This is a genomic window from Streptomyces sp. SJL17-4 (assembly GCF_036826855.1).
Lineage (GTDB): Bacteria > Actinomycetota > Actinomycetes > Streptomycetales > Streptomycetaceae > Streptomyces.
This window is the reverse complement of sequence record NZ_CP104578.1, coordinates 5179353-5200566: the sequence shown is the minus strand read 5'-3', so window position 1 is coordinate 5200566 and position 21214 is coordinate 5179353. Positions and strand designations below refer to the sequence as shown.

22 protein-coding genes are annotated in these 21214 nt (G+C 74.4%); 8 read left to right on the top strand and 14 right to left on the bottom strand.

The window, feature by feature from the left end:
• Positions 1-21: 21 nt before the first annotated feature.
• The 3 genes from N5875_RS23440 to N5875_RS23430 all read right to left on the bottom strand — a co-directional run bounded on the left by N5875_RS23440 (position 22) and on the right by N5875_RS23430 (position 2787).
• The gene (locus N5875_RS23440; RefSeq protein WP_318210170.1) at positions 22-987 is read right to left on the bottom strand and encodes a nucleoside triphosphate pyrophosphohydrolase; all 966 of its coding nucleotides are present in this window, start codon (positions 985-987) and stop codon (positions 22-24) included.
• 19 nt (positions 988-1006) lie between these two features.
• The gene (locus tag N5875_RS23435) at positions 1007-1651 is read right to left on the bottom strand and encodes a SurA N-terminal domain-containing protein (protein ID WP_318210171.1); all 645 of its coding nucleotides are present in this window, start codon (positions 1649-1651) and stop codon (positions 1007-1009) included.
• Between the two features lie 80 nt (positions 1652-1731).
• Positions 1732-2787, bottom strand: a complete 1056-nt coding sequence (locus tag N5875_RS23430; RefSeq protein ID WP_318210172.1) for a glycosyltransferase family 2 protein — start codon at positions 2785-2787, stop codon at positions 1732-1734.
• 126 nt (positions 2788-2913) lie between these two features.
• Here N5875_RS23430 and N5875_RS23425 point away from each other — a divergent pair, with 126 nt between their 5' ends.
• A complete protein-coding gene (locus tag N5875_RS23425) occupies positions 2914-5523 on the top strand; it encodes a YfhO family protein (RefSeq protein WP_338495720.1) in 2610 nt (869 codons plus the stop codon).
• Here N5875_RS23425 and N5875_RS23420 read toward each other — a convergent pair.
• From N5875_RS23420 to N5875_RS23410, 3 genes are all read right to left on the bottom strand, one after another.
• Positions 5513-6001 carry a hypothetical protein gene (locus tag N5875_RS23420; protein ID WP_338495718.1) on the bottom strand — a complete coding sequence of 163 codons (489 nt, stop codon included), beginning with the start codon at positions 5999-6001 and terminating at the stop codon, positions 5513-5515. The genes N5875_RS23425 and N5875_RS23420 overlap by 11 nt on opposite strands.
• Positions 6002-6129: 128 nt before the next feature.
• Positions 6130-6663 (bottom strand): GNAT family N-acetyltransferase, encoded by a 534-nt coding sequence (locus tag N5875_RS23415; protein ID WP_318210175.1) that lies wholly within the window; start codon positions 6661-6663, stop codon positions 6130-6132.
• Complete coding sequence (locus N5875_RS23410; protein ID WP_318210176.1) at positions 6660-7394, bottom strand: DUF2625 domain-containing protein; 735 nt, start codon at positions 7392-7394, stop codon at positions 6660-6662. The genes N5875_RS23415 and N5875_RS23410 overlap by 4 nt, the downstream gene beginning before the upstream one ends.
• An 86-nt stretch (positions 7395-7480) precedes the next feature.
• Between N5875_RS23410 and N5875_RS23405 the strand changes: the two genes are divergently transcribed.
• Positions 7481-7786 (top strand): hypothetical protein, encoded by a 306-nt coding sequence (locus tag N5875_RS23405; RefSeq protein WP_338495715.1) that lies wholly within the window; start codon positions 7481-7483, stop codon positions 7784-7786.
• 87 nt (positions 7787-7873) lie between these two features.
• Here the strand turns inward: N5875_RS23405 and N5875_RS23400 are convergent, their stop codons facing one another.
• On the bottom strand, positions 7874-8569 hold the full coding sequence (locus tag N5875_RS23400) for a TetR/AcrR family transcriptional regulator (RefSeq protein ID WP_338495713.1): 696 nt from the start codon (positions 8567-8569) through the stop codon (positions 7874-7876).
• 114 nt (positions 8570-8683) lie between these two features.
• Between N5875_RS23400 and N5875_RS23395 the strand changes: the two genes are divergently transcribed.
• Entirely contained in the window at positions 8684-9127 is a 444-nt protein-coding gene (locus tag N5875_RS23395; protein WP_318210179.1) for a VOC family protein, read from the top strand.
• On the opposite strand, the gene N5875_RS23390 is transcribed toward N5875_RS23395, so the two are convergent.
• From N5875_RS23390 to N5875_RS23380, 3 genes are all read right to left on the bottom strand, one after another.
• Positions 9124-9576 carry a PPOX class F420-dependent oxidoreductase gene (locus N5875_RS23390; protein ID WP_318210180.1) on the bottom strand — a complete coding sequence of 151 codons (453 nt, stop codon included), beginning with the start codon at positions 9574-9576 and terminating at the stop codon, positions 9124-9126. The two genes, N5875_RS23395 and N5875_RS23390, sit on opposite strands and share 4 nt — an antisense overlap.
• 24 nt (positions 9577-9600) lie before the next feature.
• A complete protein-coding gene (locus N5875_RS23385) occupies positions 9601-10848 on the bottom strand; it encodes a serine hydrolase domain-containing protein (protein ID WP_338495711.1) in 1248 nt (415 codons plus the stop codon).
• 109 nt (positions 10849-10957) lie between these two features.
• Positions 10958-11854, bottom strand: coding sequence for an alpha/beta hydrolase (locus tag N5875_RS23380; RefSeq protein WP_318210182.1), 897 nt, complete (start codon positions 11852-11854; stop codon positions 10958-10960).
• Positions 11855-11973: 119 nt separating this feature from the next.
• On the opposite strand from N5875_RS23380, the gene N5875_RS23375 reads away from it, so the two are divergent.
• The 4 genes from N5875_RS23375 (at position 11974) to N5875_RS23360 (ending at position 15092) form a co-directional block, all read left to right on the top strand.
• Positions 11974-13035 (top strand): helix-turn-helix domain-containing protein, encoded by a 1062-nt coding sequence (locus N5875_RS23375; protein ID WP_318210183.1) that lies wholly within the window; start codon positions 11974-11976, stop codon positions 13033-13035.
• Between the two features lie 340 nt (positions 13036-13375).
• On the top strand, positions 13376-13828 hold the full coding sequence (locus N5875_RS23370) for a hypothetical protein (RefSeq protein ID WP_338495708.1): 453 nt from the start codon (positions 13376-13378) through the stop codon (positions 13826-13828).
• 92 nt (positions 13829-13920) lie between these two features.
• Positions 13921-14583, top strand: a complete 663-nt coding sequence (locus N5875_RS23365; RefSeq protein ID WP_318210936.1) for a sigma-70 family RNA polymerase sigma factor — start codon at positions 13921-13923, stop codon at positions 14581-14583.
• Entirely contained in the window at positions 14580-15092 is a 513-nt protein-coding gene (locus tag N5875_RS23360; RefSeq protein ID WP_318210935.1) for a hypothetical protein, read from the top strand. Before N5875_RS23365 ends, N5875_RS23360 begins: the two co-directional genes overlap by 4 nt.
• A gap of 87 nt (positions 15093-15179) precedes the next feature.
• Here N5875_RS23360 and N5875_RS23355 read toward each other — a convergent pair whose 3' ends face one another.
• From N5875_RS23355 to N5875_RS23340, 4 genes are all read right to left on the bottom strand, one after another.
• Positions 15180-15578, bottom strand: a complete 399-nt coding sequence (locus tag N5875_RS23355) for a hypothetical protein (protein WP_318210934.1) — start codon at positions 15576-15578, stop codon at positions 15180-15182.
• Positions 15579-15699: 121 nt separating this feature from the next.
• A complete protein-coding gene (locus N5875_RS23350; protein ID WP_338495707.1) occupies positions 15700-17379 on the bottom strand; it encodes a protein kinase in 1680 nt (559 codons plus the stop codon).
• Positions 17376-18128, bottom strand: a complete 753-nt coding sequence (locus N5875_RS23345; protein ID WP_338495705.1) for a hypothetical protein — start codon at positions 18126-18128, stop codon at positions 17376-17378. The genes N5875_RS23350 and N5875_RS23345 overlap by 4 nt, the downstream gene beginning before the upstream one ends.
• A 67-nt stretch (positions 18129-18195) precedes the next feature.
• Positions 18196-20253: an N-6 DNA methylase gene (locus tag N5875_RS23340; RefSeq protein WP_318210931.1), complete on the bottom strand. Its 2058-nt coding sequence runs from the start codon at positions 20251-20253 to the stop codon at positions 18196-18198.
• 185 nt (positions 20254-20438) lie between these two features.
• Between N5875_RS23340 and N5875_RS23335 the strand changes: the two genes are divergently transcribed.
• On the top strand, positions 20439-21140 hold the full coding sequence (locus N5875_RS23335; RefSeq protein WP_318210930.1) for a hypothetical protein: 702 nt from the start codon (positions 20439-20441) through the stop codon (positions 21138-21140).
• Positions 21141-21214: the final 74 nt, after the last annotated feature.

The following is a 21214-nucleotide window of genomic DNA, read 5'->3' as shown; positions in this document are numbered from 1 at the left end:
TCGGTGAGAAGGGCCGGCCGCTCAGGCCTTCACGCCCTCCGCGGCGCGGATCGCGTCCCGGTACGTCCGGGCCGCCGCGCGCAGCGCCGCCTCCGGGTCCACACCCTCCGCCTCCGCCCGTACCGCGAGGGCGAGCAGCTCGTAGCCGATGCCCTCGCCGTCCGGCAGGGGCACGTCGAGGCCCGCCGTGCGGACCCGGCCCGCGAGCTTCGCCGCGAGCGCGAGGCCCGGCTGCCCGAGGGGCACGCCGTCCGTCACGGACTCCCGCTGCTTCTCGATCGCCTTGGTGCGCAGCCAGTGGGCCCGTACGTCCTCCGGCGTCTCCGCCTTCGCGTCCCCGAAGACGTGCGGGTGCCGGTGGATCAGCTTCTCGACGAGGGCTCCGGCGACGTCGTCCACGGAGAAGGGCTCCTCCGCGTCGTCCTCGGCGATCCGGGCGTGGAGGACGACCTGGAGGAGGACGTCCCCGAGCTCCTCGCGCAGTTCGTCCCGGTCGCCGTCCTCGATCGCCTCGACGAGTTCGTACGCCTCCTCGATGCCGTACTTGGCGAGCCCCTCGTGGGTCTGCAGGGAGGTCCACGGGCATTCGCGCCGGATGCGGTCCATGATCTGCACGAGGTCGAGGAGCCGGGCGCCGGGCAGGTCGTACGAGCCGGGCAGCAGCTCCAGGTCGGGCATCGTGAAGCGGCCGGAGCCGGCGAGCCGGGCGAGGCCGTCGGTCAGCGCCCGGTCGCCCTCGCCGGAGGGCAGCAGCAGGACCGTACGCCCCCCGGCACACGCCTCGACGAGTTCCTCGGCGGTGGGCCGGAGGTGCTCGACGGCGACCCCGGCCTCCCGCAGGTACGGCAGCTGGGGGTGGTGCTCGTCGGGGCAGAGCACCCGGTCCGCGGCGCCCAGCGCCTGCCAGGCGGGCCAGGACAGCAGTCCGGGTGCCACGCGGTGGCTGGCGGTGAGCAGAACGATGCGGCCGGGGCTCTCAGAAGTCACCCCTTGAACTTACTCCGGCTCACGCACCGGCCGGGACGGCGCCCGGGTCCTGGCTGAGCTGCCGCAGCCAGGGCGCGGTGGTGTTGCCGAGCCGGACCTGGGCGTCGTCCCAGGCGCCGTAGCGCGGGTTCACGTCGATGGCGAGGGCCTTGGAGGCGGCGGAGAAGACCTCCGTCAGCTTCTTCTGTCCCTCGGGGGTGTCCGTGACGCCCAGCTTGGCGGCGATCTTGTTCATCAGGACGTTGCGGCGGACGACGTCGTCGATCTGGCCGGGCGCCACGCCCTGCTCCTGGAGGAGGACCTCGGCGAGCCGCTCCTCACCGCCGCTCTCGCGGACGAACGCGGTCCTGGTCTCCTGGAGCTCGGCGCGGGTGACGCCGACGCCGTTGTCCGCGGCGACCTTGTCGACGACCCGGTCGAAGATCATGACGTTGAGCTTGCGGCGGGGCAGGTCACCGGTGGCCTGGACGAGCTGGGCGGCCTGCGGGGAGCGCTCCTGGGCGGCGCGCACGTCCTTCACCTGTGCCTGCAGGCTGGAGACGTCGATCCGTTCGCCGCCGACGACGGCCGCCGCTCCTGGGTGGGCCTCGCCGCCGCAGGCGGTGAGCAGCGGGGCCGCGGCGAGCAGTGCGGCGGAGACGGTGAGCGCAGTGCGGCGGTGCAAAGGAGCCTCCCGGGCTGGTCGTGCGTCAGTTGAACGACCTTGCGGTGATCGATGTTAGGGAGTCGCCCGGGCCGGAGCCACTACTTCGGTGCGACTGTTTCCCACAACGACTCACCGGCACGCCGGGTGTCGGCCCGTACCGGTCCCGTATCCGCCCCCTCGCGCGCCCCTTCGTACGCCCCTTCGGGGGTCCCCTCGTACGTCCCCTCGTAGGTCCCCTCGTGGGTCTCCTTGACCAGGTAGTGCGGCCGGCGCTTGACCTCGTAGTAGATGCGGCCGACGTACTCGCCGATCAGCCCGACCATCACCATCTGTACGCCGGCGAGGGCGGTGACGGCGACGAGGAGGGTGACGTAACCGGGGGTGTCGACGCCGTTGACCAGCGCGTCCCCGACGATCCAGGCGGCGTAGCCGAGGGCGACGAGGACGAGCAGGAAGCCGAGGTGGACGGCGGCCCTCAGCGGCTTGTTGTTGAAGGAGAGGAGCCCGTCGAGGCCGTAGTTGAGGAGCTTGCCGAAGGTCCACTTGGAGCGGCCCTCCTCGCGGACGGCGTTCTCGTAGGAGAACGTCGTCGTCCGGAAGCCGACCCAGGAGAAGAGGCCCTTGGAGAAGCGGTTGTACTCGCCGAGGCCGAGGACCGCGTCGACGGTACGGCGGGACAGCAGCCGGAAGTCCCCGACGCCGTCGACGAGCTCGACGTCGACGAGCCGGTTGATCGCCCAGTAGTAGACGCGGGCGGTCAGGGTCCGGGTGACGCGGTCGCCCTCGCGGGTGCGGCGGGCGACGACCTGGTCGTACCCCTCGGAGTGCAGCGCGACCATGCGGTGCACCAGCTCGGGCGGGTGCTGGAGGTCGGCGTCCATGATCACGACGGCGTCGCCGGCGGCGTTGCGGAGGCCGGCCAGCATCGCCGCCTCCTTGCCGAAGTTCCGGCTGAAGGAGACGTACCGGACGAGGTGGGAGTCGCGCGCGGCGAGCTCCTGGAGGAGCGGGAGCGTCCCGTCCCGGCTTCCGTCGTCGACGTAGACGATCTCGAACTCGCCGTCCAGCTTGGCGAGTTCATTGGTCACGTGGTCGTGGAAACGGGCGAGGACGTCTTCCTCGTTGAAGCACGGGACGACGATCGAGAGCAGCACGCCGCCCACGACAACGGAGCACGGTGTCCCGGCCGGACCCCGTGGATGGCCTTCAGGCGACCATTGAATGAACTGGGTCGCGCGGAGCGGATTCTCCCGGTCGGACGCTGGCATATTCGACGGGTCATGCCGAACGCCACCCGTACGCGGGGCTCCACGCCGCCCGCCCTCACGCCCACCACCGTGGGCACCGCGACCCGGCTCACGGCCGAGGGCCCGCGCTCCCTGCTCCTCGCCGCGCTGCTCACCGTGCTCGCCGTCTGCGGCGGCGACGCCGTCGCCCGGATCTTCCCCTTCGGGCCGCGCCACCGGGCCGTCAACGACCTCGCGAACCAGTTCGTGCCGTTCCACGCGCACCTGTGGGACCTGCTGCGCGGCCGGGCGGACGGCGGGCTGCTGCTCGACTGGCAGGCGGGCTGGGGCACGAGCTTCCTCCCCGACTACGGCACGTACGTGTCGAGCCCCTTCGCGCCGCTGGTCGCGCTCTTCCCGCGCGGGGACATCGAGTACGCGGTGTACGCGATCACCGTCCTGAAGACGGCGGTCGCGGCGGTGGCCATGACGTACCTGCTGCGCCGCCTCGGCCCCGGCACCTGGTGGTGGGCGTCGGTCCTGGGCGCCTCGTACGCGCTCTGCGGCTGGTCGCTCGCGGAGGGCACGTACAACCCGATGTGGCTGGACGGCCTGATCGCCTTCCCGCTGCTCTGCCTGGTGGGCGAGTGGGTACGGGAGGGCAGCCGGCCGCTCCTCGGGCCGCTGGTCGTCGCGGTCTGCTGGGTGGCGAACTTCTACACGGCGTACATGGCGACGATCGGGGCGGCGCTGGTCCTGGTGGTCCGACTCGCGACGGCGGGCTCGGCGACGGCGACCGGTGCGACGGGTTCAGCGAGGGCCGGCGCGGCGACGGCCGGCGCGGCGACGGCCGGCGCGGCGGGCTCGGCGACGACCGGCGCGGCGGGCTCGGCGACGGCCGGTGCCTCGGCTTCGGCGACCGGCTCGGCGACGGCCTCCGCGTGGGGCGACGTCCCCCGTGGGGGCCGCGGCGCCCTCCGTACCCTGCTGCGGGCCGCCCTGACGACCGGCATCGGGATCGCCCTCGCCGCGCCCGTCCTCGCCCCCGTCTTCCTCGGTTCGCGTCACGCGCACCCGGGCCTGGTCAGGGAGTTCGACCCGGCACCCGCCACGGACGTCCTCGCCCGGCTGCTCCCCGTGACGTACAGCTTCTCGACACCGGCGGCCTTCGTCTCCACGGCGGTGCTGCTGCTCGTCGCCGCGCTGCTGTTCCGCCGCGACGTCCCCGGCCGGGAGCGGTGGCTGTGGGCAGGACTGTGCGCGGTGGTCGTGGCCTCGATGCAGTGGGGCCCGACGCACCTCCTGTGGCATGCCTTCGCCACCCCGAACGGCAGCCCGTACCGCCAGACCTTCGTCCTCTCCGGCGTCCTCGTCCTGGCGGCGTGGACGGGCTTCGCCCATGGCCGCCCGGACCGCCGGGCGTTGCTCGGCGGGGCGGCGGTGGTCGTGACCCTGACTCTGGGCGCGCTCCCGAGCCCCTTCCTCACCCCGTGGGCGCTGCTGCTCACGGCCGTCGGCCTGGCGGCGGTCGCGGGCGCGCTGCTGCTCCCGCGCCGGGGCCGGTACGGGGTGCTCGCCACGCTCCTGGTCGTCGGCACCGTGGTCGGCCAGGCGGCCGCGACGACGGCGTACGCGGACCGGGAGCGGCTGGTCCGGCTCGACGACTACCCGCCGTACGGTGCCGAGCAGCAGCGCCGGGCGGACGCCCTCGCGGAGGCGGACGGCTGGCCCGCGTACCGCACGGACTCGGGTCTGCCCCGGGTGGCGGGCAACGATCCGCTGCTCCTGGGCGGCCAGGGCGCCGCGTACTACAGCAGCCACACCCCGGCGGTCCTGACGGAGACGCTGACCGCGCTGGGCGGCGGCTGGACGTCCCGGGGCCGGAACCTGCTGAGCCTGGACAACCCGGTGACGGACGCGCTGTTCGGGGTGGGGGCGAGGTGGCGGGACGGGGAGGTGGTCCGCGCGGAGCCGCTGCCGCTCGTCACGGTACGGCGGCCGGGTCCGGCCCCGACGTACGGCAGGTCGCCCTTCCGCAACCAGGAACTGCTGCTCGGCGCGTGGGTCTACGAGGCTCCGGGGACGGGCGGTGCGTGCCGGGTCGGTACGGAGGTCTTCCTCTGGGCCCCGGACGCGACGGGTACGGCCCGCCTGGGCGCGTACGAGACGCGGCTGCTCGGCGGTCAGCCGAAGCGGCGGGCGGCGCTGACGTCGCTGGGCGTGCAGCGGGACCCGGTGGCGAAGCCGCTGGTCCCGCGCGGCGGGACCGCCGAGATCGCCTGCCTGGACCGCGACCGCCTGCGCACGGCCGTGGACGGGCTGCGCGCCCGGGCGGCGACGCGGGTCGACATCCGCTCCGACGGCCTCACCGCCACGCTCCCGCCCGGCACGACGGGCACGGCGGTGGTGGCCGCCCCGAGGATCGCCGGCTGGCGGTGCGAGGGCGGGCAGGCGGGTTCGTACGGCGGTCTCCTGGCCATCGACGTCCGCCCGGGGACGACGACCGTGACCTGCGACTTCCGCCCACCGGGCCTGCGTGCCGGGCTGGCGGCGGGGACGGCGGGCGCGCTGCTGCTCGCCGCGTCCCTGTGGCTCGGCGCCAGGGCCCGGCGGAGGGCGGAGGGTCCGGCGGAGGGCGGAGGTTCCGGCCCGCTCAGCCCGTGAGCGTGACGATGCGCCAGCCCACCGCGCCCGAGGCGCCCGCCCGGCCCGTGAGCACGAGAGGAAGTTCGGCGGGCGCGCTCGTGATCCGGTGCAGCACGGGAACGCCGTCGCAGGGCACGGTCCGGATCTCCTCGCCGTCGACGACGGGCACGACCGCGCCCTCGCCGGCGCAGACGAGGGCCAGCTGGTAGGCGGCTCCCTTCTTCAGCGGGGAGAGGTGGCGCACCCCGTCCTCCACCCGCTCGGTCCCGGACTCCACGAACTCGGGAGCGTCCGGAGAGACCGTGTCGAGGGCGTCCTTGACGCGCTTCTCCTGCGCGGCTGCCGCCGCGGTATTACGGCTCGTGGGTGCGGATGCGGTGGGTGAGGCGGGTGAGGTCGCTGCCGGGGCGGGACCCGGGCCGGTGCACCCGACGGCCCCGATCGAGAGAAGCCCGAGTGCGGCCCCCGTCAACAGATACGCGCGTATTCCGGTCATCAGTAGTCTCCCCGTGGTCGAACGGCCCCGACCTGCGACGTTAGGTCACGCCCTGCGGCCGCCGAGCGCCAATGCCGCTTCCCTGAGGAAGACTTGAGGGAGAAGCGCCAGGAGAAGTGCCCCCGGCTTCACAGGCGGCCGGGCACCCGCCGCTCCCATCTGACCTCGCCGTCCTCCACCCGGTCCGTGGGGGTGAGGCCGGCCGCGGCGGCGACGGCCGCCGAGGCCGCGTGGTCCGGGTGGACATGGGCCACGATCGTCCGCGCGCCGTGCTCCACGAGCAGGGCGACCAGGCCCTCGGCCGCCTCCCGCGCGATGCCCCGGCCCTGCCACGCCGCGCCGATCACCCACGCGACCTCCGCGACCCGCCCGTCCTCCGTGACCGTCGCCTGTACGGTCCCGGTCGGCCGGTCCTCGGCGCGGAGCCGGACCACCCAGTTGCCCCAGACCACCGCCGGGTCCGGCGAGCCCGCCGCCAACCGCTCGTACCGGGCCCGCAGTTCGGACGGGGTCAGCGGGGTGCCTCCGATGAAGGTGTGCAAGGCGGGGTCGGCGAGGACCCCGGCCATCTCCTCGGCGTGCGCGACGGCGAGCGGGACGAGGTCGAGGCGGGAGGTCCGTACCGTACGGCCGGCCACCCCGTTCCCCTCCCCCACGCTCATACGTTCCCCAGGAAACCGGGGTCGCTCTCGTCGAGTGCCACGCACGTCTCGCGCTGGGCATCCAGGAGTTCCGCCATCGTCACGACGCGGCGGCTGGTCGCGGTGAGGTCCTGGTGCGCCTCCGCCGACCACAGCGGCGGGTAGAGGGTGAGGCCCCGGTCACCGTCCAGCCGACGGACCTCGTCCTGCCAGCCGGGCCAGCGCAGGCCCGCGTAGAACTCCTCCGTGCCGCCGGACAGCATCCACGACAGCCAGGCCCCGTACCCGGCGCCCAGCGCGTCCCAGCTCAGCGAGTCCGGCGCGAAGTACACCATCTCGCCGGGCTGTCCGGGCAGCCCGACCCGGTCCGCGGGCCCGCCCTGGAGGACGAACACCCCGCCGAGTACGTCATGGGCCACGACGAGCCCCGCGTCGGGCCGCCACCCCGGGTCGGCCGCCGCGTCCGCGGGGAAGTCGTTGACCTGCGCGAGCGAGGGCAGCCGCCGGTCGTTGTCGCCGGCCGGGCTGCCGTACACCCGCAGCCAGCCGTCGTCGACGAACGCCCCGCCGCTGTGGAAGACGAACGCCCCCAGGAACGACCGCACGGTCACCTGCGTCCGCAGCAGCGCGGCAGCGCCCCGCGTGGGGTCGGCGTCCAGCACCTCGACGGGTACGGGCGCGGCCCGCAGCTTCTCGCCGAGGACCGGCCAGGCCGGGTCCTCGACCTCGGTCAACTCACTCAGTTCACGCACCGGTGCATGCTCGCACGCCGACCGGCACGCCCGTCCCTCCCGGCCGCTCGTTAGCCTGTCCGCGTGACCGGGAGAGGACGAGCACGATGACCACCCACTGCTGCGAGGCGATGAACCGCCGCCTGGACGTGGACTGCGACCAGCACGACGACCCCTTCGACTGCCCGGACGCGCTGATCGGCTTCAGTCCCAAGTTCCAGGAGTACGGGCTGCTCATCCATGACGGCGGCACGTCGAGCATCACCATCGACTTCTGCCCCTGGTGCGGACGGCGGCTGCCCGAGTCGCAGCGGGACCGGTGGTTCGACGAGCTGGAGCGCCGCGGGATCGACCCGTCGGAGGACGAGGTCCCCACCGAGTTCCAGGACGACCGCTGGCTGAGCGCGGGCTGATGGCTGGCTGACTGCTGGCTGAGCGCGGACTGACCGGCTGGGTGACCGCGGGCCGACCGGCCGGGTGACGCGGACTGACCGGCTGCCTCACGCCCCCGCGCGGCGAATCCCCGCCAGCAGCCCGTCCAGCGCCGCCACCGTCCGCTCCAGCGCCTCCGCCGACGTGGCGCTGTCGCCCCTCGCCAGCCACAGCGCCGCCTCGTTCATCGCGCCCGACAGCAGCCGGGCCAGCGGTTCCACCGGCTGTTCGGCGACGATGCCCGCCTCCACCAGCCCCTCCAGCGCCTCCGTCAGGTGCCGCGCCGAGGATTCCTCGTCCAGGGCGCGCCATTCCTCCCACCCCAGGACCGTCGGCGCGTCGACCAGCACGATCCGTCGTACGGCCGGGTCCGAACCGGCCGCCAGGAAGGCCCGGCAGCCGGCGCGCAACTGCTCCCAGGGGTCGGTCCGTTCGTCGGCCGCCGCCGCGACCCGGTCCCCCAACTCCCCCTGGACCTCGGCCACCACGGCCCGGAACAGCCCCGCCTTGCTCTCGAAGTGGTGGTAGGCCGCGCCCTTGGTGACCCCCACCGCGCGGGCCACCTCCGCGAGCACCACCCCGTGGTAGCCGTCCTCGGCGAACCGTCTCCGGCCCTCCGCGAGGAGCGCCCGCCGGGTCGCCGCCCGTTGCCCGGCCCGGAGGCCCTGGGCGCCGCCGGGTCCGGCCGCACCGCCGACTGCGGCCCGGTCGCCCGCTGCCTGCTCGTCCGCCGCCCGCTCGTCGGCCGCCCGTTCGTCCGGCATCGCCGCACACCGCCCTTCCCATTTCACATACCCGAGGTATGTTAGCTCTCGTCACTCACATACCCCGGGTATGTGGAATCGGAGCGAGCGACGCACGACGAGGAGAACGACCCCATGACGACCGGACGGCTCAGCAGCTTCTACCCCGTGATCCGCACCCGCGACGTCGCAGCCTCCCGCGACTTCTACACCCGCCACCTCGGCTTCACGACGACCTTCGAGGCCGACTGGTACGTGAGCCTCCACCGCCCCGACGCGCCGCAGTACGAGCTCGCGCTCCTCGACCACAGCCACCCGACCCTCCCCGCGGGCCACCGCACCCCCACCAGCGGCGGCCTGCTCCTCAACTTCGAGGTCGAGGACGTCGACGCGGAGCACCGCCGCCTGGTGGGGGAGGCCGGTCTCCCCGAGCTCCTCCCCCTCCGCACCGAGGACTTCGGCCAGCGCCACTTCATCCTCGGCGCGCCCGACGGCGTACTGATCGACGTCATCACCACGACCCCGCCGACCGGGGAGTACGCCGCCCAGTACACCTCCACCGCCCCGGAACAGGCCTAGACGGCGGGGTCGGTGGCCCTGGTGGCGCTGCCGAGGATCTTGGTCGGCGTGATGCGGACGACCACGCGGACCTGCTCCGCCGGAGCCTCCTCGTACTCCTTGCCGCCGCCCGGACCGAGGTACTCCTCGGCGATGCGGACGGCCACCGCCCGGCCGGTGTCCTCGGTGAGGGCGGCCGTGCCGCGTATCTCGACGTACAGGTCGGGGTCGGCGGGGTCGAAGACGGTCAGGCCGACGCGCGGGTCCCGGAGCATGTTCCGCGCCTTGCGCCGGCCTTGCGTGGTGGAGATCAGCACCTCGCCGCCGTCACGGCTGACCCACACCACCGAACTCTGCGGGGCGCCATCGGGGTTGAGGGTGGCGAGCACGGCCATGTACGGGGCGTCGAGCAGCCCCCGTACGGCGTCGTTCATCTCGGTGTTCTTCTGGGTTTTCATCTCGAAGGACATGTGAGGAGGCTATGCGGGCGCGGACTACGCGCCGCAGAGGGCCTGGTCGTGCAGCGTCTCCAGGGCCGTGTCGATGGGGTGGGGCTGCGGGGTCGCCTCCGCGCTCCGGGGGTTCCAGCGCTGGAGGTTGACCGCCATCGACATCTGACGGCCGCCGTCCGACCGGGTCAGGGAGATCGTGCCGGCTCCCCAGACCGTGCCGTCGTGACCCCAGAAGGTGCCGCAGCCGGGGACGACGACCTTGTGCAGGCCGAGGCCGTACTCGATCATCGTCCCGTCCAGGGCGCGGACCGGGACCGTGCGCTGCATCTGCGCCAGTGACGACCGGCTGACGATCCTGCCGTCGAGCAGCCGCGCGTAGAAGCGGTTGAGGTCGTCCATGGTGGAGACGAGGGCGGCTCCCGTACCCGTCCAGGACATGTTGTAGACGCTGTAGTCACGCGGCGGTTCGAGCAGGCCCCACAGGGACTCGTACATGCGCGGGTGCGGCCCGTCGATCGTCGGTCCGTCCGGGAAACCGGTGTGCCGCAGCCCCGCGCGGTCGATGACGTGACGGGTGATGTAGCGCTCGGCGGTGGTTCCGGTGACCCGTTCCAGGAGTTGGCCGAGCAGCAGCCAGTTGGTGTTGGAGTAGACGCCCGTGGGACCGCCGGGCTCGCCCGCGGGCGGCGCCGCGAGCCCCAGCTCGATCAGCTCGGCCGGCCGGAACTCGCGGAACCGGTTGTCGTCCAGGCTGGTGGGCGAGTTCCGCTGGAGCGAGGGGAAGGCGTACGGGATGTAGTCGGGGATGCCGCTCGTGTTGTTGAGGAGCATCCGGACGGTGATCCGCCTGCCCCTCTCCCCCGGTACGAGGTCGGGCAGATAGGCGCCGACGGGCGCGTCGAGCCGGATCCGTCCCCTCTCGACCTGCTGCATGACGGCCGCGGCGGTGAAGGTCTTGGTGATGCTGCCGACGCGTTGGCGCATGTCGGGGCTCATGGGCCGTCCGGTGGCGAGGTCGGCGACCCCCGAGGCCCCGCGCCAGGTCCGGCCGGCGTCCCGCACCTCGCCGAACACCCCGGGGACGCCCGCCCGGTGGACGGCGTCCATGGCGGTGCGCAGCTGTGCGGGCTCGACGCGGGTCGGCGTCGATGTCGTCCCAGCTGACGTCGCGGCCGTCGTCGCGGCCGTCGTCCTGGGCGGGGCGGGTGCGGCCGCCACCGTGCCGACGCAGGCGGCGAGCGCGGCCGCGCCGGCGATCAGGGAGAGGCGGATCTTCGATCGGAGTTTCACGGCGTACGTACTCCTTCGGTCGGGCGCGACGGGAGGGCGGTGTCGGCGATGTGAGTGGGGCCGGTGGTGTGGGTGCGGACAGTGGTGCGGGGGCGTGCGCGCTCCGGGCTCATCCGGCCAGGGCTCGGCGCAGGGCGGCGCCGAGTTCGGCGTTCTGCCGCTGCGAGACCTCGGCGGAGAGGATCGCCTGCGAACCGTGGAAGGTGCCGGGCCACTGGTGGATCTCGACCGACACCCCCGCCTGGAGCAGGCGCAGCGCGTACGCGAGGCCCTCGTCGCGGTTCGGGTCGAACTCGGCGGTGGCGAGGTAGGCCGGCGGCAGGCCGGTCAGGTCCTCGGCGCGGGCCGGGGCGGCGTACGGGCTCGCGGGGCGGCCGCCCAGGTAGTGGCGCCACGAGGCCGTGATCTTCTCCCGGTAGAACCACGGCGTGTCGGTGAAGTTCACCGCCGACCACGAGTCCTGCCGGTCGTCGAGCCCCGGCTGGTTGAGCAGCTGGAAGCGGATCGGCGGGCCCTGCCGGTCGCGGGCCCGCAGGGCCACCGCGGTCGCGAGATTGGCGCCGGCGCTGTGGCCGCCGATCGCGATGCGGTCCGGCTCGACGCCGAGTTCGGCCGCGTGCCCGACGGCCCACTCCAGCACGGCGTACGCGTCGTCCAGGGCGGCCGGGTAGGGGTGTTCGGGGGCGAGCCGGTAGCCCACCGAGATCACCACCGCGCCGGAGGAGGCCGCGATCCGGGCGGCCCACGGGTGCTCGGTGTCCAGGTCGCCCATGAGGAATCCGCCGCCGTGCAGCCACACGACGGCGCCCTGGGCCCCGTGCGGGCGGTAGACGCGCACCGGCACCGGCGGGTCGGCGGGAACCTCGTGGTCCTCGATGGTCATGTCCGTGGTGTCGGGGGCCGGTACGGCGGCGGCCAGTCGGGCGGCGCTCTTCCGCGCGGTGACCGGGTCCGTGAGGTCGGTGCGGGGGAAGAGCGGTACGAATGCTTCGAGTTCGGGGTCCATGACGGTCATCCTCGGCGAGCCGCCCGCGCCGGGTCGTCCGCCGTCCGTCGGGCATCCGGGGCCGATCGCGCGCCGATCGGCGCCCGCGTCCCGCCCGCCCGTCCTCCTATCCTGCTGCCATGGAGGCTTTGGCCGTACGACTGTCCGGACTCGACCCGTACGTCGACGGCGCGCTCCGCATCGTCGCGTTCTACGACACGCTGATGCGCAGGCGCGTGGACCTTCCCGCGCTCGCGCGGGCCTCGGCCGGTCTCGCCGAGTGCGTCACCGGCGTCGGACTCCACGGCACCGGGCGGACGATCCGCGTCACGCCCGACGGCCGCGAGGCCCCCGGCCCGGCGGGGCCCGCGTCCGGCACGGTCCCGGTCGTCCTCGACGACGAGGAGATCGGCACGGTGTGGCTGGAGCGGTCCGGCCCGGCCGGCCCGCTCGACGAGGTGCTGCTCGAACGGCTCGCCCTCGCCGTGGCGGGGGCCGTCGAACGGTACGGTCCGGCCCGGACGACCATGGCGGACCCCGCGCTCGTCGAGCTGGTCATCAGCGCCGAGACCGACGAGGCGGCCCGCGCGCGAGCGCTGCGGCTCCTCGGCTTCGCCGCCGGGCAGCCGGTCCGGGTGGCCGCCGTACGGTCGCCGCGACTGCCGCTCGACCAGGTGGGCGGAGTCGTCTGCCCCGGCCGGCCCGTGAAGGCGGCACGGATCGGCGGGGTCGGCGTGATCCTGGCCTCGGCCGTGGACCGGGCCCGGTTCCCCGCGGGCGTACGCGCGGGCATCGGCGCGGCCGACGGACCCGACCTGGCGTGGCGGGAGGCCCGTACGGCCCTGCGTCTCACCACCGAGCGCGAACCGGTGCTCGGTCACGCGGAGTTGGGCGCGCTGGCGCTGCTCGCGGAGGTGCCGAGGGAGGTGCTGCGCGGCAACCCCGACGTCGTGGCGCTCCTCGGGGTGGCCGGAGATCCGGGAGGCCCCGAGGAGGGGGCCCGGGAGACTCTGGACACGCTGGAGGCGTACTGCGCGGCGGGGTCGCTGCGCCGGGCCGCCGACGTACTGCACCTGCACCACAGCAGCGTGGCCCGCCGCATCGACCTGATCGGCAGGGCCCTGTCGGTGGACCTCACCACCCCCGCGGGCCTGACCAGGGCGCGCGTGGCCCTGACGGCATGGCGGTTGCTGGGCGACTAGGAACGGTCGCGGGGCGGGGCGGCGGGCGGGGCGGGGCGGCGTCGAACGGGTGGCCGTACGGCCCCGGGCGACGTACGGCCCACGTCGACGTACGGAGCCGGGGCGGCATACGGCCCCATGTCGGCGTACCGAGCCGGGGCGGCGGGCTCGGCCGTGGCGCCGGGGCCCGTGCCCGTGCCCGCCGGGCGGGCCGGGCGGGCCGGGTGGCTGTTGCCGGTCCCGGCGGAAACTTTCTCGGGTCCGGTCGCAACCTCGCGGGGTGATGCACGTCTGGTGGTGTGAAGGCGCTCTTCACACCGATCCACCCGACCATGTCCGTCCCCTTCCTCGGGAGAACCCCATGTCCAGCCACGCCAAGCGGAACTTCCGCCCCCGTCCCCGGGTCCTGGGCGTCATCACCGGTGCCGCGCTCCTCCTCGGCGGCGGCGGCTTCGCCGCGCAGGCCATCGCCGACTCCGGTCCGCAGCCCGCGCCGGCGGCGCCGAAGGTCTCGGTCCCGGACGCGGCCCCGACGGCAGCTCCGGCGGCCGCCCCGGCTGCCACCCCGGCTCCGGCCGTCGCCCCGAAGGCCGTCCCGAAGGCCGCCGCGCCCGGCACGCCCGCCCCGGCGGCCAAGCCCGTCGCCCCGAAGGTCGTCTCGCCCGGCACGCCCGGCCCGGCGGCCACCCCCGCGCCCGCGCCCGCCGCCGAGTCCGGGGCCCGGCCCGGCCCCGCCCCGGCCCCCGCGGTCAATCCGGCGGCCACCCCCGCGCCCGCCGCCCCGGCTCCGGCCGCGCCCCGCGTCCAGAAGTAGCAGCACGCGGTAGCACCGCGGAGCGGGCGGCCCGGCCGGGCTTGCGCAGGTCCGGCCCGGTCGCCCCTCCGTCCCGCAACGGATCGAGGACCGTGCAGTTGTCGTACGCCATACCCGCTCCCGGACCCACAGACCGGCCGTCGCCCTGGTGGGCCCGGCTGCTCGCCCGTATGCCCCGGACCCGGACACGGACCCGGGTCGACGACGTGCCCGGAGACGTACGGGGACGGCAACTGCGCGCGGTGGACGCCCCGGAGGACCAGGGGCCGCCGCCCACGCTCACCGAGCTGTACCGGGCCCGGCGGCTCGACATGGTGCGGCTCGCGCTGTTCCTCGTCGACGACCTGCACAGCGCCGAGGACGTCGTCCAGGACGCGTTCGCCGCCGTGTGCCGGACGTACGGCACCTCCCTGCACGGGCTCCAGGACCCGGGCGCGTACCTGCACACCGCCGTGGTCAACGCCGCCCGTTCCGTCCTGCGCAGGCGCCGCACCGCGCGCGCGTACACCCCGCCCCACCCGGTCTCGGAGCCACCCGTCGACGAGGGGCTGCTGCTCGCCGAGGAGCACCGGCACGTGCTCGACGCGCTCGCGCAGCTGACCCGGCGCCAGCGCGAGGTCCTCGTCCTGCGCTACTGGTCGGAGCTGACCGAGGCGCAGATCGCGCAGACGCTCGGGCTCTCGCGCGGCACGGTGAAGTCGACCGCGAGCCGTGCGCTCGACGCCCTGGAGAAGAAGCTGGAGGCGGGCCGATGAGACCGCGTGCCGAGGACCCCCTCACCGTCACCGAGGAGCGGCTGCGCGCCGCGTTCGCCGCGCGAGCAGCCCTCGTCACGTACCGGGACCTGCGCCGTGACGAGCCTCCGGAGGGGCGCGGCTGGGGGCTGCGGCGGGTGCGCGGAGTCGCGTTCGCCTCGCTGGGGGCCGTCGCCGCGGCGGCGGCCGTGGCGGCCGCGTACCTGTTCTTCCTGGTGCCCTCCGGCACGGTCTCCCCCACTCCGGCGCCGCCCGCCCGGCCCCCGGGTGTCAGCGAGTCCCCGGTCAGGCCCACCCCCTCCGCGGTCGCCCCGTCGGTCACCGGGCCGGGAGCGGCACCCGAGCCGGGGACGCCGCGGGGGCCCGGGGCCGGGGTCGGGGCCGATCCGAAGCCCGGGGCAGTACCGAAGCCCGGAGCGACACCGGAGCACGGGGCCGACCCGGCGACCCCGGCGACCCCGGCGGACCCGGCGAACCCGGCGAACCCGGAGCCCGTCGGCCGGCCGTAGCGAGCACGCGGTCGGGCTCGGAATGCGGGAAGGGCCGGAACCCCTGCGGGGGTTCCGGCCCTTCCCGGACGTGCGGGTGCGCGCGAACTACTTCGCGGGGACCTCTTCCAGGCACAGCACGAACTTGTCCGACTCCAGCTGCTGCGCGAGCGCCGACAGCTCCGTGCCGCACTTGTTCACGTCGAAGGTGTCGTCGATGACCTTGACGACCTTGAACAGGTCGGCCTTGCCCGAGGAGCAGTCCGTGGTGTCGACCTTGGGGTCGTTGTCCGGGCCCGTCACGGTGACGCACTCGCCGGCCTTGGCGTGCACGGGGGCCTCGCCGGTGAGGTACGGAAGGCCGAACTTCACGCCGAGGGCGATGGCGATCGCGACGACGACACCGCCGACCTGCTTGAGGATGCGGCTGCCCTTCTTCGCGGGGGCGGCGGGCTGCTCCGGGGCGGCGGGCTGCTCGGGGGTGAAGGGCGCGGGCGGCGTCGTCATGAGGGATTCCTTGGGGACGTGAACATGATCAGACGCGAACGCTACATGCATCAAAAGCGACAAAAAGGATCACGGGGATCTGTTCACCGATCAGTTGTCGACTCGTGATTCTGGCTCTCCGTCAGGAGCGCGGGCCCAGTTGACGCTGGTGCTCCAGCACGCGCCGCAAGTCCGCCGGAAGCGGGTGATACGGGCCGAACGCGCGCTCCGCGTCGAACAGCAGCCGCTGGAGCTGGTCCTGTCCGGCCGCGTGCTCCCCCGTCGCCACGAGCAGCAGCCCGATCCGCTGCCGGATGTCGAAGGCACGGGCCGGATCGCCCTCGTAGTACGGCAGGACCGCACGGAACTCGGTGAGCGCGGCGGCCGTCTCCCCCAACTGCTCCAGGCACAGGGCGGCGTCATAACGGAATTGAAGAGCCTGCGGATCCGCCGGCCCGGCCTCCGCGTCACGGTCCGCCGCGAGTCGGCGCAGCTCGGGCAGTGCACGCCGGTACTGGCCGTCGTCCATCAGCGTGGACGCGTACTGCTTGCGCAGGATGCGGACGACCGGCGACCCCTCGCCGTGCTCGGCCGCCGCGGCGGGCAGGATCCCGCCGAGCATGTCGACGGCCTGGGTGAGCGCCCCCTCCCCCAGCAGCCGCTTGACCTCGTCGACGGCGGCGGCGACGTCGGGGCGGGCGGGAGCCACGGGGGTGGCGGGGGCGACGGGAGTGGAGACGCCCGGCGGCGGATACGCGGCCCTCGGGTCGCCCCCGGGAGCGGTCGCGGGCAGGGGCGGCGGCGGGGCCTGCGCCGGAACGACCGGTGCGACCGGTGCGACGGGTGCGACAGGCGCCGCCGGTACGGCCGCCGGTGCCACCGCCTGCACGGCTGCCGGTGCGGCCGCAGCCGGGCGGTCCGGCCAGGGCGCGTGCGGGCGGAGGAACGGCCGGGTCGGGTCCATCGGCCCGGCCGGGGCCCCGCGCGCGGGGAGCAGCGGCAGCAGCTGTTCGTACACCTCGTGCGCGCCGGACGGCCGCTCCCGCGGGTCCTTGGCGAGCAGCCGGAGCACGAGTGCTTCGAGGGGCTCGGGAACCTCGGGGCGCAGCTGACGGAGCGGTACGGGAGGCTCGTACAGATGGCGGTGGAGGACGCCGAGCGCGGTGGAGCCGACGAAGGGCACGTTCCCGCTGAGGAGTTCGTGCAGCAGCGCACCGAGCGCGTACAGGTCGGTGGAGGGTCCGACGGCGCCGCCCATGGCCTGCTCGGGCGCCATGTAGGCGGGGCTGCCGATGGGGGAACCGGTGTGGGTGAGGCGGGTGGTGTCGCTGTCCAGGACGGAGGCGACGCCGAGGTCGAGGACGATGACGGACCCGTCGGGGCGGACCATCACGTTCCGCGGTTTGAGGTCGCGGTGCACGATCGGCACGGCGTGGACGGCCGCGAGCACGGCGCACAGCTGCGCGGCGACGCTGACCGCCCACCCCCAGGGGTACGGGTCGTGCTCGGCGAGGTGGTCGGCGAGGTCGGCGCCCTGCACGTACTGCATGACGAGGTACAGGTCCTCGCCCTCGCTGCCCGCGTCGTGGACGGTGACGAGACCGGGGTGGTCGACATGGGCGGTCACCCGGCACTCGCGCACGAAGCGGCGGCGCAGTTCGTCGGCGGCGGTGGCCGGGCCCGCCATGGTGGCCGGCCGGAGCAGCTTCACCGCGACCCGGCGGTCGAGCCTGCGGTCGTACGCCGTCCAGACCTGGCCCATGCCGCCCTGCCCGATGACGGTGGCGAGCTCGTAACGCCCGCCGATCACCCGCCCGTTCATGCCCGACCGTCGTCTTCCCCGGCCTGCCGCAGCAGGTCACTGAGCTCGTCGAGCTCGGCGCGGACCTGGTCGATGCGGGGGGCGTGACCGGGAAGGGGTGGTGGGACCTGGCCCGCGGGCGGGGTGGGGACGTACGGACCCGGCGCCGCGCCCTGGACCGGGCCCGAGGCCTGGCCCGGAGCCTGGCCCAGCACCGGTGCCTGGCCCGGCGCCGGTGCCTGGCCCGGCACCGGGCTCGGGGTCGTGGCGGCGGCCGGCGGGTAGCCGTACCCCGGCGTGGCGTATCCGGGAGTGGCGTACCCCGACGACGGCGTGCCGTACGGGTACGCCTGCGGCTGCTGATGCGGCGGCAAGTGGGGCGCCGGGGACGGCGGCGGCATCATGATCACGACGGGAGCCGGCTGGTGGTGCCGGATGTCGACCACCAGGAAGTAGCAGGTCACGATCGCCATCTGCACGAGCAGCACGATCATGCCCGCGGTGTTCATCCAGGTGTCGGCGAACCGCTGCTCCAGCGGCACCACACACCCGATGTTCAGGACCAACTGGGCCCAGAAGAGCGTCCAGTCACGCCCGGTGCGCCGCATGATCGCGATCCGGAGCATGGCGACCCACGCGAGGAAGCCGAGCGACAGGACCACCAGGACCGTGATGAGGACCCGGACGGTGATCGTGGCCGCCGACGGGCCGGTGGCCCGCGGCGGTGCGGGTGCGGGCGGGGCCGCGGGTGTGGGCACCTGACCGTACATACGACGCTCCCCCGGGACGGATGATCAGGCCACTACGGTTGATCAGACCAAGAGAGTATGACGGCCTTCACGCGGGCTCCACACTTCCGTCCGCGAGACCGTCGTACAGCCCCTGGACCAGCTGCTCGCCGAGGCGGGCGGCGAGCCGCAGGGCCTCCTCGAACTCGGCGAGCGACTTGAAGTGGGCGCCGTGCCGGCGCTGGTCGGCCAGGGGCAGCCGGGGCAGCTGGAGGCGGCGGACGTCGAGCCGCGTCGCGGTCGAGGCGAAGCTGCTGGCCTGCCGGTTGTTGGCGGTGCCGCGCAGGAATCCGGCGAGGAACCAGGGGTCGAGGGCGGCCGGTTCGGGCCGCAGGAGCTGGAGGTTGCGGCCGAGGGCCGCGCCGGCGGTGGCGGCGTCCACGACCCGGGCGACGGAGCCGCCGCCGAGGACGGGGACGACGACATCGCCCTCGGCGACGAGGACGGGCTCCTCGCGCTCCTCGCCCGGGCCGCCTCCGGCGGGGAGGGTGCCGGAGGGCGCGCCGCCGGACAGCACGTCGTGCTCGGTGAGGACGGGCACGCCGCCGCCGGCGGGGGCCGTGCCCGAGCCGCCCGTACGGAGCTGGAGGGCGCCGGTGCGGGCGAGTTCGCCGACGGTGGTGAGGGGGCGGGGCGCGGGGCGCGCGGGGACCGGGGTGGGGGCGAGGCCCTGGGTGCGGCGCAGGGTCTCGTCCAGGCGGTCTCGGACGGCGGCGAGTTCGGGGGCGGTGCCGCCTGCGGCGGGGGCGGTGAGATAGCGGGCGGGGGCGAGGTCGACCTCGTCGTCGAGGAGTTCGATGACGGGGACGGCGCGGGCGACGGACTCCTCGCCGCCGCGGCCGGTCCAGGCGTCGAGCACCGTGTTCCGCAGGGTGGTCCAGGGGAGTTTGTCGCGGCCGGCGTCCGGGACGAGCCCGGCGGTGTCCACGAACAGGGTCTCCGCCGGGGGCCGCTGGTCGGCGCCGGGACGGACAAGCACCCAGAGGTGGAGCGGGATGCCGTACGGCGGTGCGGCGCCGGCCGGGAGGGCGACGACGGCCCGGAGGGCGCCGCGGCGCAGCAGGTCGGCGCGGATGCGGCGGCCGGAGCGGCGGGAGGCGACGGCGGGCGGCATGAGGAGGACGGCGGCGCCGCCCGCGCGGAGCCGGGCGAGGGCGTGCTGCACCCAGGCCAGCTCGGACTCGGTGCGGGCCGGGAAGCCGTACTCCCAGCGGGGGTCGTAGGCGAGTTCGTCGTGGCCCCAGGCCCGCTCGTTGAACGGCGGGTGGCACAGGACCGCGTCGACGCTCAGGGACGGGAAGGCGTCGGCGCGGAGGGTGTCGCCGATGGCGGCCCGGATGTCGGCGTCGTCGTGGAGGGCGAGCCGGAGGGCCGAGAGGGCGGCCAGGTCGGGGTCGGCGTCCTGGGCGTAGAGCGCGGTGGGGTGCGGGACGGCGCGCAGCAGGCCGCCGGTGCCGGAGGCCGGGTCGAGGACGGTGGCGACGGGGCGGCCCTCGGGTACGGCGGCGGCGGCGAGGGCCGCCATGAGCTCGGCCAGCGGGGGCGGGGTGAGCGTGTACTGGCGGGGGTTGGCGTCGAGGTGGCGGCCGAGCAGGAACTCGAAGGCCTGGCGGGCGCCGCCCAGCTCGACGGCCAGCTCGACGGCGGCGCGGAGCAGGGGGACGGCGGGGACCGTGTCGGCCGGGGTGGGGGTGTGAACAGACCTGGGCAGACCGAAGCGGGCGGTGAGGACCTCTTCGAAGACGCCGGGCAGGAGTTCACCGAGGCGGTCGTCGGGGAGCGCGGCCAGCTCGGTCCAGGCGCCGGGGCGGGCGCGGAGGAGGAGCAGGACGCAGCCGGTGTGCACGAGACCTGCGACGGTGCCGGAGGGGTGGCCGGCGAGCTGCTGCCAGACGCGCTCGCGGAGCGGCACTTCGGCGAGTTTCCCCTGGTCGCGGAGCCACTGCTCGATGTCGGTGAGGGAGAAGGAAGGGCTGGTCTCGGTGCCGCCGACGGGCTTGGGGAAGTCGGCGTGGCGTCGCCGCCAGTTGCTGACGGCGGCCCTGCCGACCCCGGCGAGCCGGGCGATACCGGCGGCGGTGACCTCTGTCGTGCTCTCTTCGGGCACCTGTCCGTCTCCCCTCGTACGTGTGTGAACACACCGAGCATAGCGCTCGAACCGATTCACGGCGTGAGCGAACTCGAACCTCGTGAACGAGGTTGACTCGGTTCACAGTCTCTGCTGTGATTACTCCATCGGAACACGGAGTCCTGAAAGCGGAGTCCTCACAGCGCCCGGAAGGTGCCACAGCCATGTCTCAGCAGCAGCAGCGCAACTGGTTCGCCCGCCACAAGGTCCTCACCGCCGCCGGCGCGGTCGTCGCGGTCATCGCGATCGGTGCGTCGATGGGCGGGGGCGGCGACGCCGAGTCCCCCAAGGCGGGCGCGAAGCAGGAGCAGCCCGCGAAGCAGGGCGGCGACAAGGGCGACAAGAAGGCCCAGGACAAGCCGAAGGGCGCCACGATCGACGGCGACGGCGACTTCGAGGTGGGCTCCGACGTGAAGCCCGGCCTCTACCGCTCCACGGGCAACGAGGACGCGGGCTGCTACTGGGAGCGCGCGAAGAACGCCTCGGCCGACACGGACGCGATCCTCGCCAACGACAACGTGACGGGCACGAGCTACGTCGAGATCAAGGCCTCGGACAAGCTCTTCAAGTCCTCGGGCTGCGGCACCTGGGAGGCCGTCGACACGAAGGCGAAGGGCACGCCGGGCACGACGCTCAAGGGCGACGGCGGCATGTTCAAGGTGGGCGTCGACATCGCCCCGGGGACGTACAAGTCGACGGGCAACAAGGACGCGGAGTGCTACTGGGAGCGCTCGAAGGACGCGAGCCACGGCACGGACTCGATCCTCGCCAACGACAACGCGACGGGCACGGCCATCGTCAAGGTCAGCGCCTCCGACGCGTACTTCAAGTCCTCGGGCTGCGGCGACTGGAAGAAGACGGCCTGACGGGAGTTCACGGACGACCCGCGCCGACGCGATCGGGGGGGCGGTCCCATCCGAAAGCCCATCGCCGAGCATTC

Excerpts from the sequence above, each read along its gene's own strand:
- N5875_RS23360 (WP_318210935.1), top strand. The coding sequence starts at position 14,580 with ATGAGACCGCGTGCCGAGGACCCCCTCACCGTCACCGAGGAGCGGCTG.
- N5875_RS23390 (WP_318210180.1), bottom strand. The coding sequence starts at position 9,576 with ATGTCCTTCGAGATGAAAACCCAGAAGAACACCGAGATGAACGACGCC.
- N5875_RS23395 (WP_318210179.1), top strand. The coding sequence starts at position 8,684 with ATGACGACCGGACGGCTCAGCAGCTTCTACCCCGTGATCCGCACCCGC.
- N5875_RS23420 (WP_338495718.1), bottom strand. The coding sequence starts at position 6,001 with ATGACCGGAATACGCGCGTATCTGTTGACGGGGGCCGCACTCGGGCTT.
- N5875_RS23335 (WP_318210930.1), top strand. The coding sequence starts at position 20,439 with ATGTCTCAGCAGCAGCAGCGCAACTGGTTCGCCCGCCACAAGGTCCTC.
- N5875_RS23405 (WP_338495715.1), top strand. The coding sequence starts at position 7,481 with ATGACCACCCACTGCTGCGAGGCGATGAACCGCCGCCTGGACGTGGAC.
- N5875_RS23345 (WP_338495705.1), bottom strand. The coding sequence starts at position 18,128 with ATGTACGGTCAGGTGCCCACACCCGCGGCCCCGCCCGCACCCGCACCG.
- N5875_RS23415 (WP_318210175.1), bottom strand. The coding sequence starts at position 6,663 with ATGAGCGTGGGGGAGGGGAACGGGGTGGCCGGCCGTACGGTACGGACC.
- N5875_RS23400 (WP_338495713.1), bottom strand. The coding sequence starts at position 8,569 with ATGCCGGACGAACGGGCGGCCGACGAGCGGGCGGCGGACGAGCAGGCA.
- N5875_RS23375 (WP_318210183.1), top strand. The coding sequence starts at position 11,974 with ATGGAGGCTTTGGCCGTACGACTGTCCGGACTCGACCCGTACGTCGAC.
- N5875_RS23355 (WP_318210934.1), bottom strand. The coding sequence starts at position 15,578 with ATGACGACGCCGCCCGCGCCCTTCACCCCCGAGCAGCCCGCCGCCCCG.
- N5875_RS23350 (WP_338495707.1), bottom strand. The coding sequence starts at position 17,379 with ATGAACGGGCGGGTGATCGGCGGGCGTTACGAGCTCGCCACCGTCATC.
- N5875_RS23380 (WP_318210182.1), bottom strand. The coding sequence starts at position 11,854 with ATGGACCCCGAACTCGAAGCATTCGTACCGCTCTTCCCCCGCACCGAC.
- N5875_RS23370 (WP_338495708.1), top strand. The coding sequence starts at position 13,376 with ATGTCCAGCCACGCCAAGCGGAACTTCCGCCCCCGTCCCCGGGTCCTG.
- N5875_RS23425 (WP_338495720.1), top strand. The coding sequence starts at position 2,914 with ATGCCGAACGCCACCCGTACGCGGGGCTCCACGCCGCCCGCCCTCACG.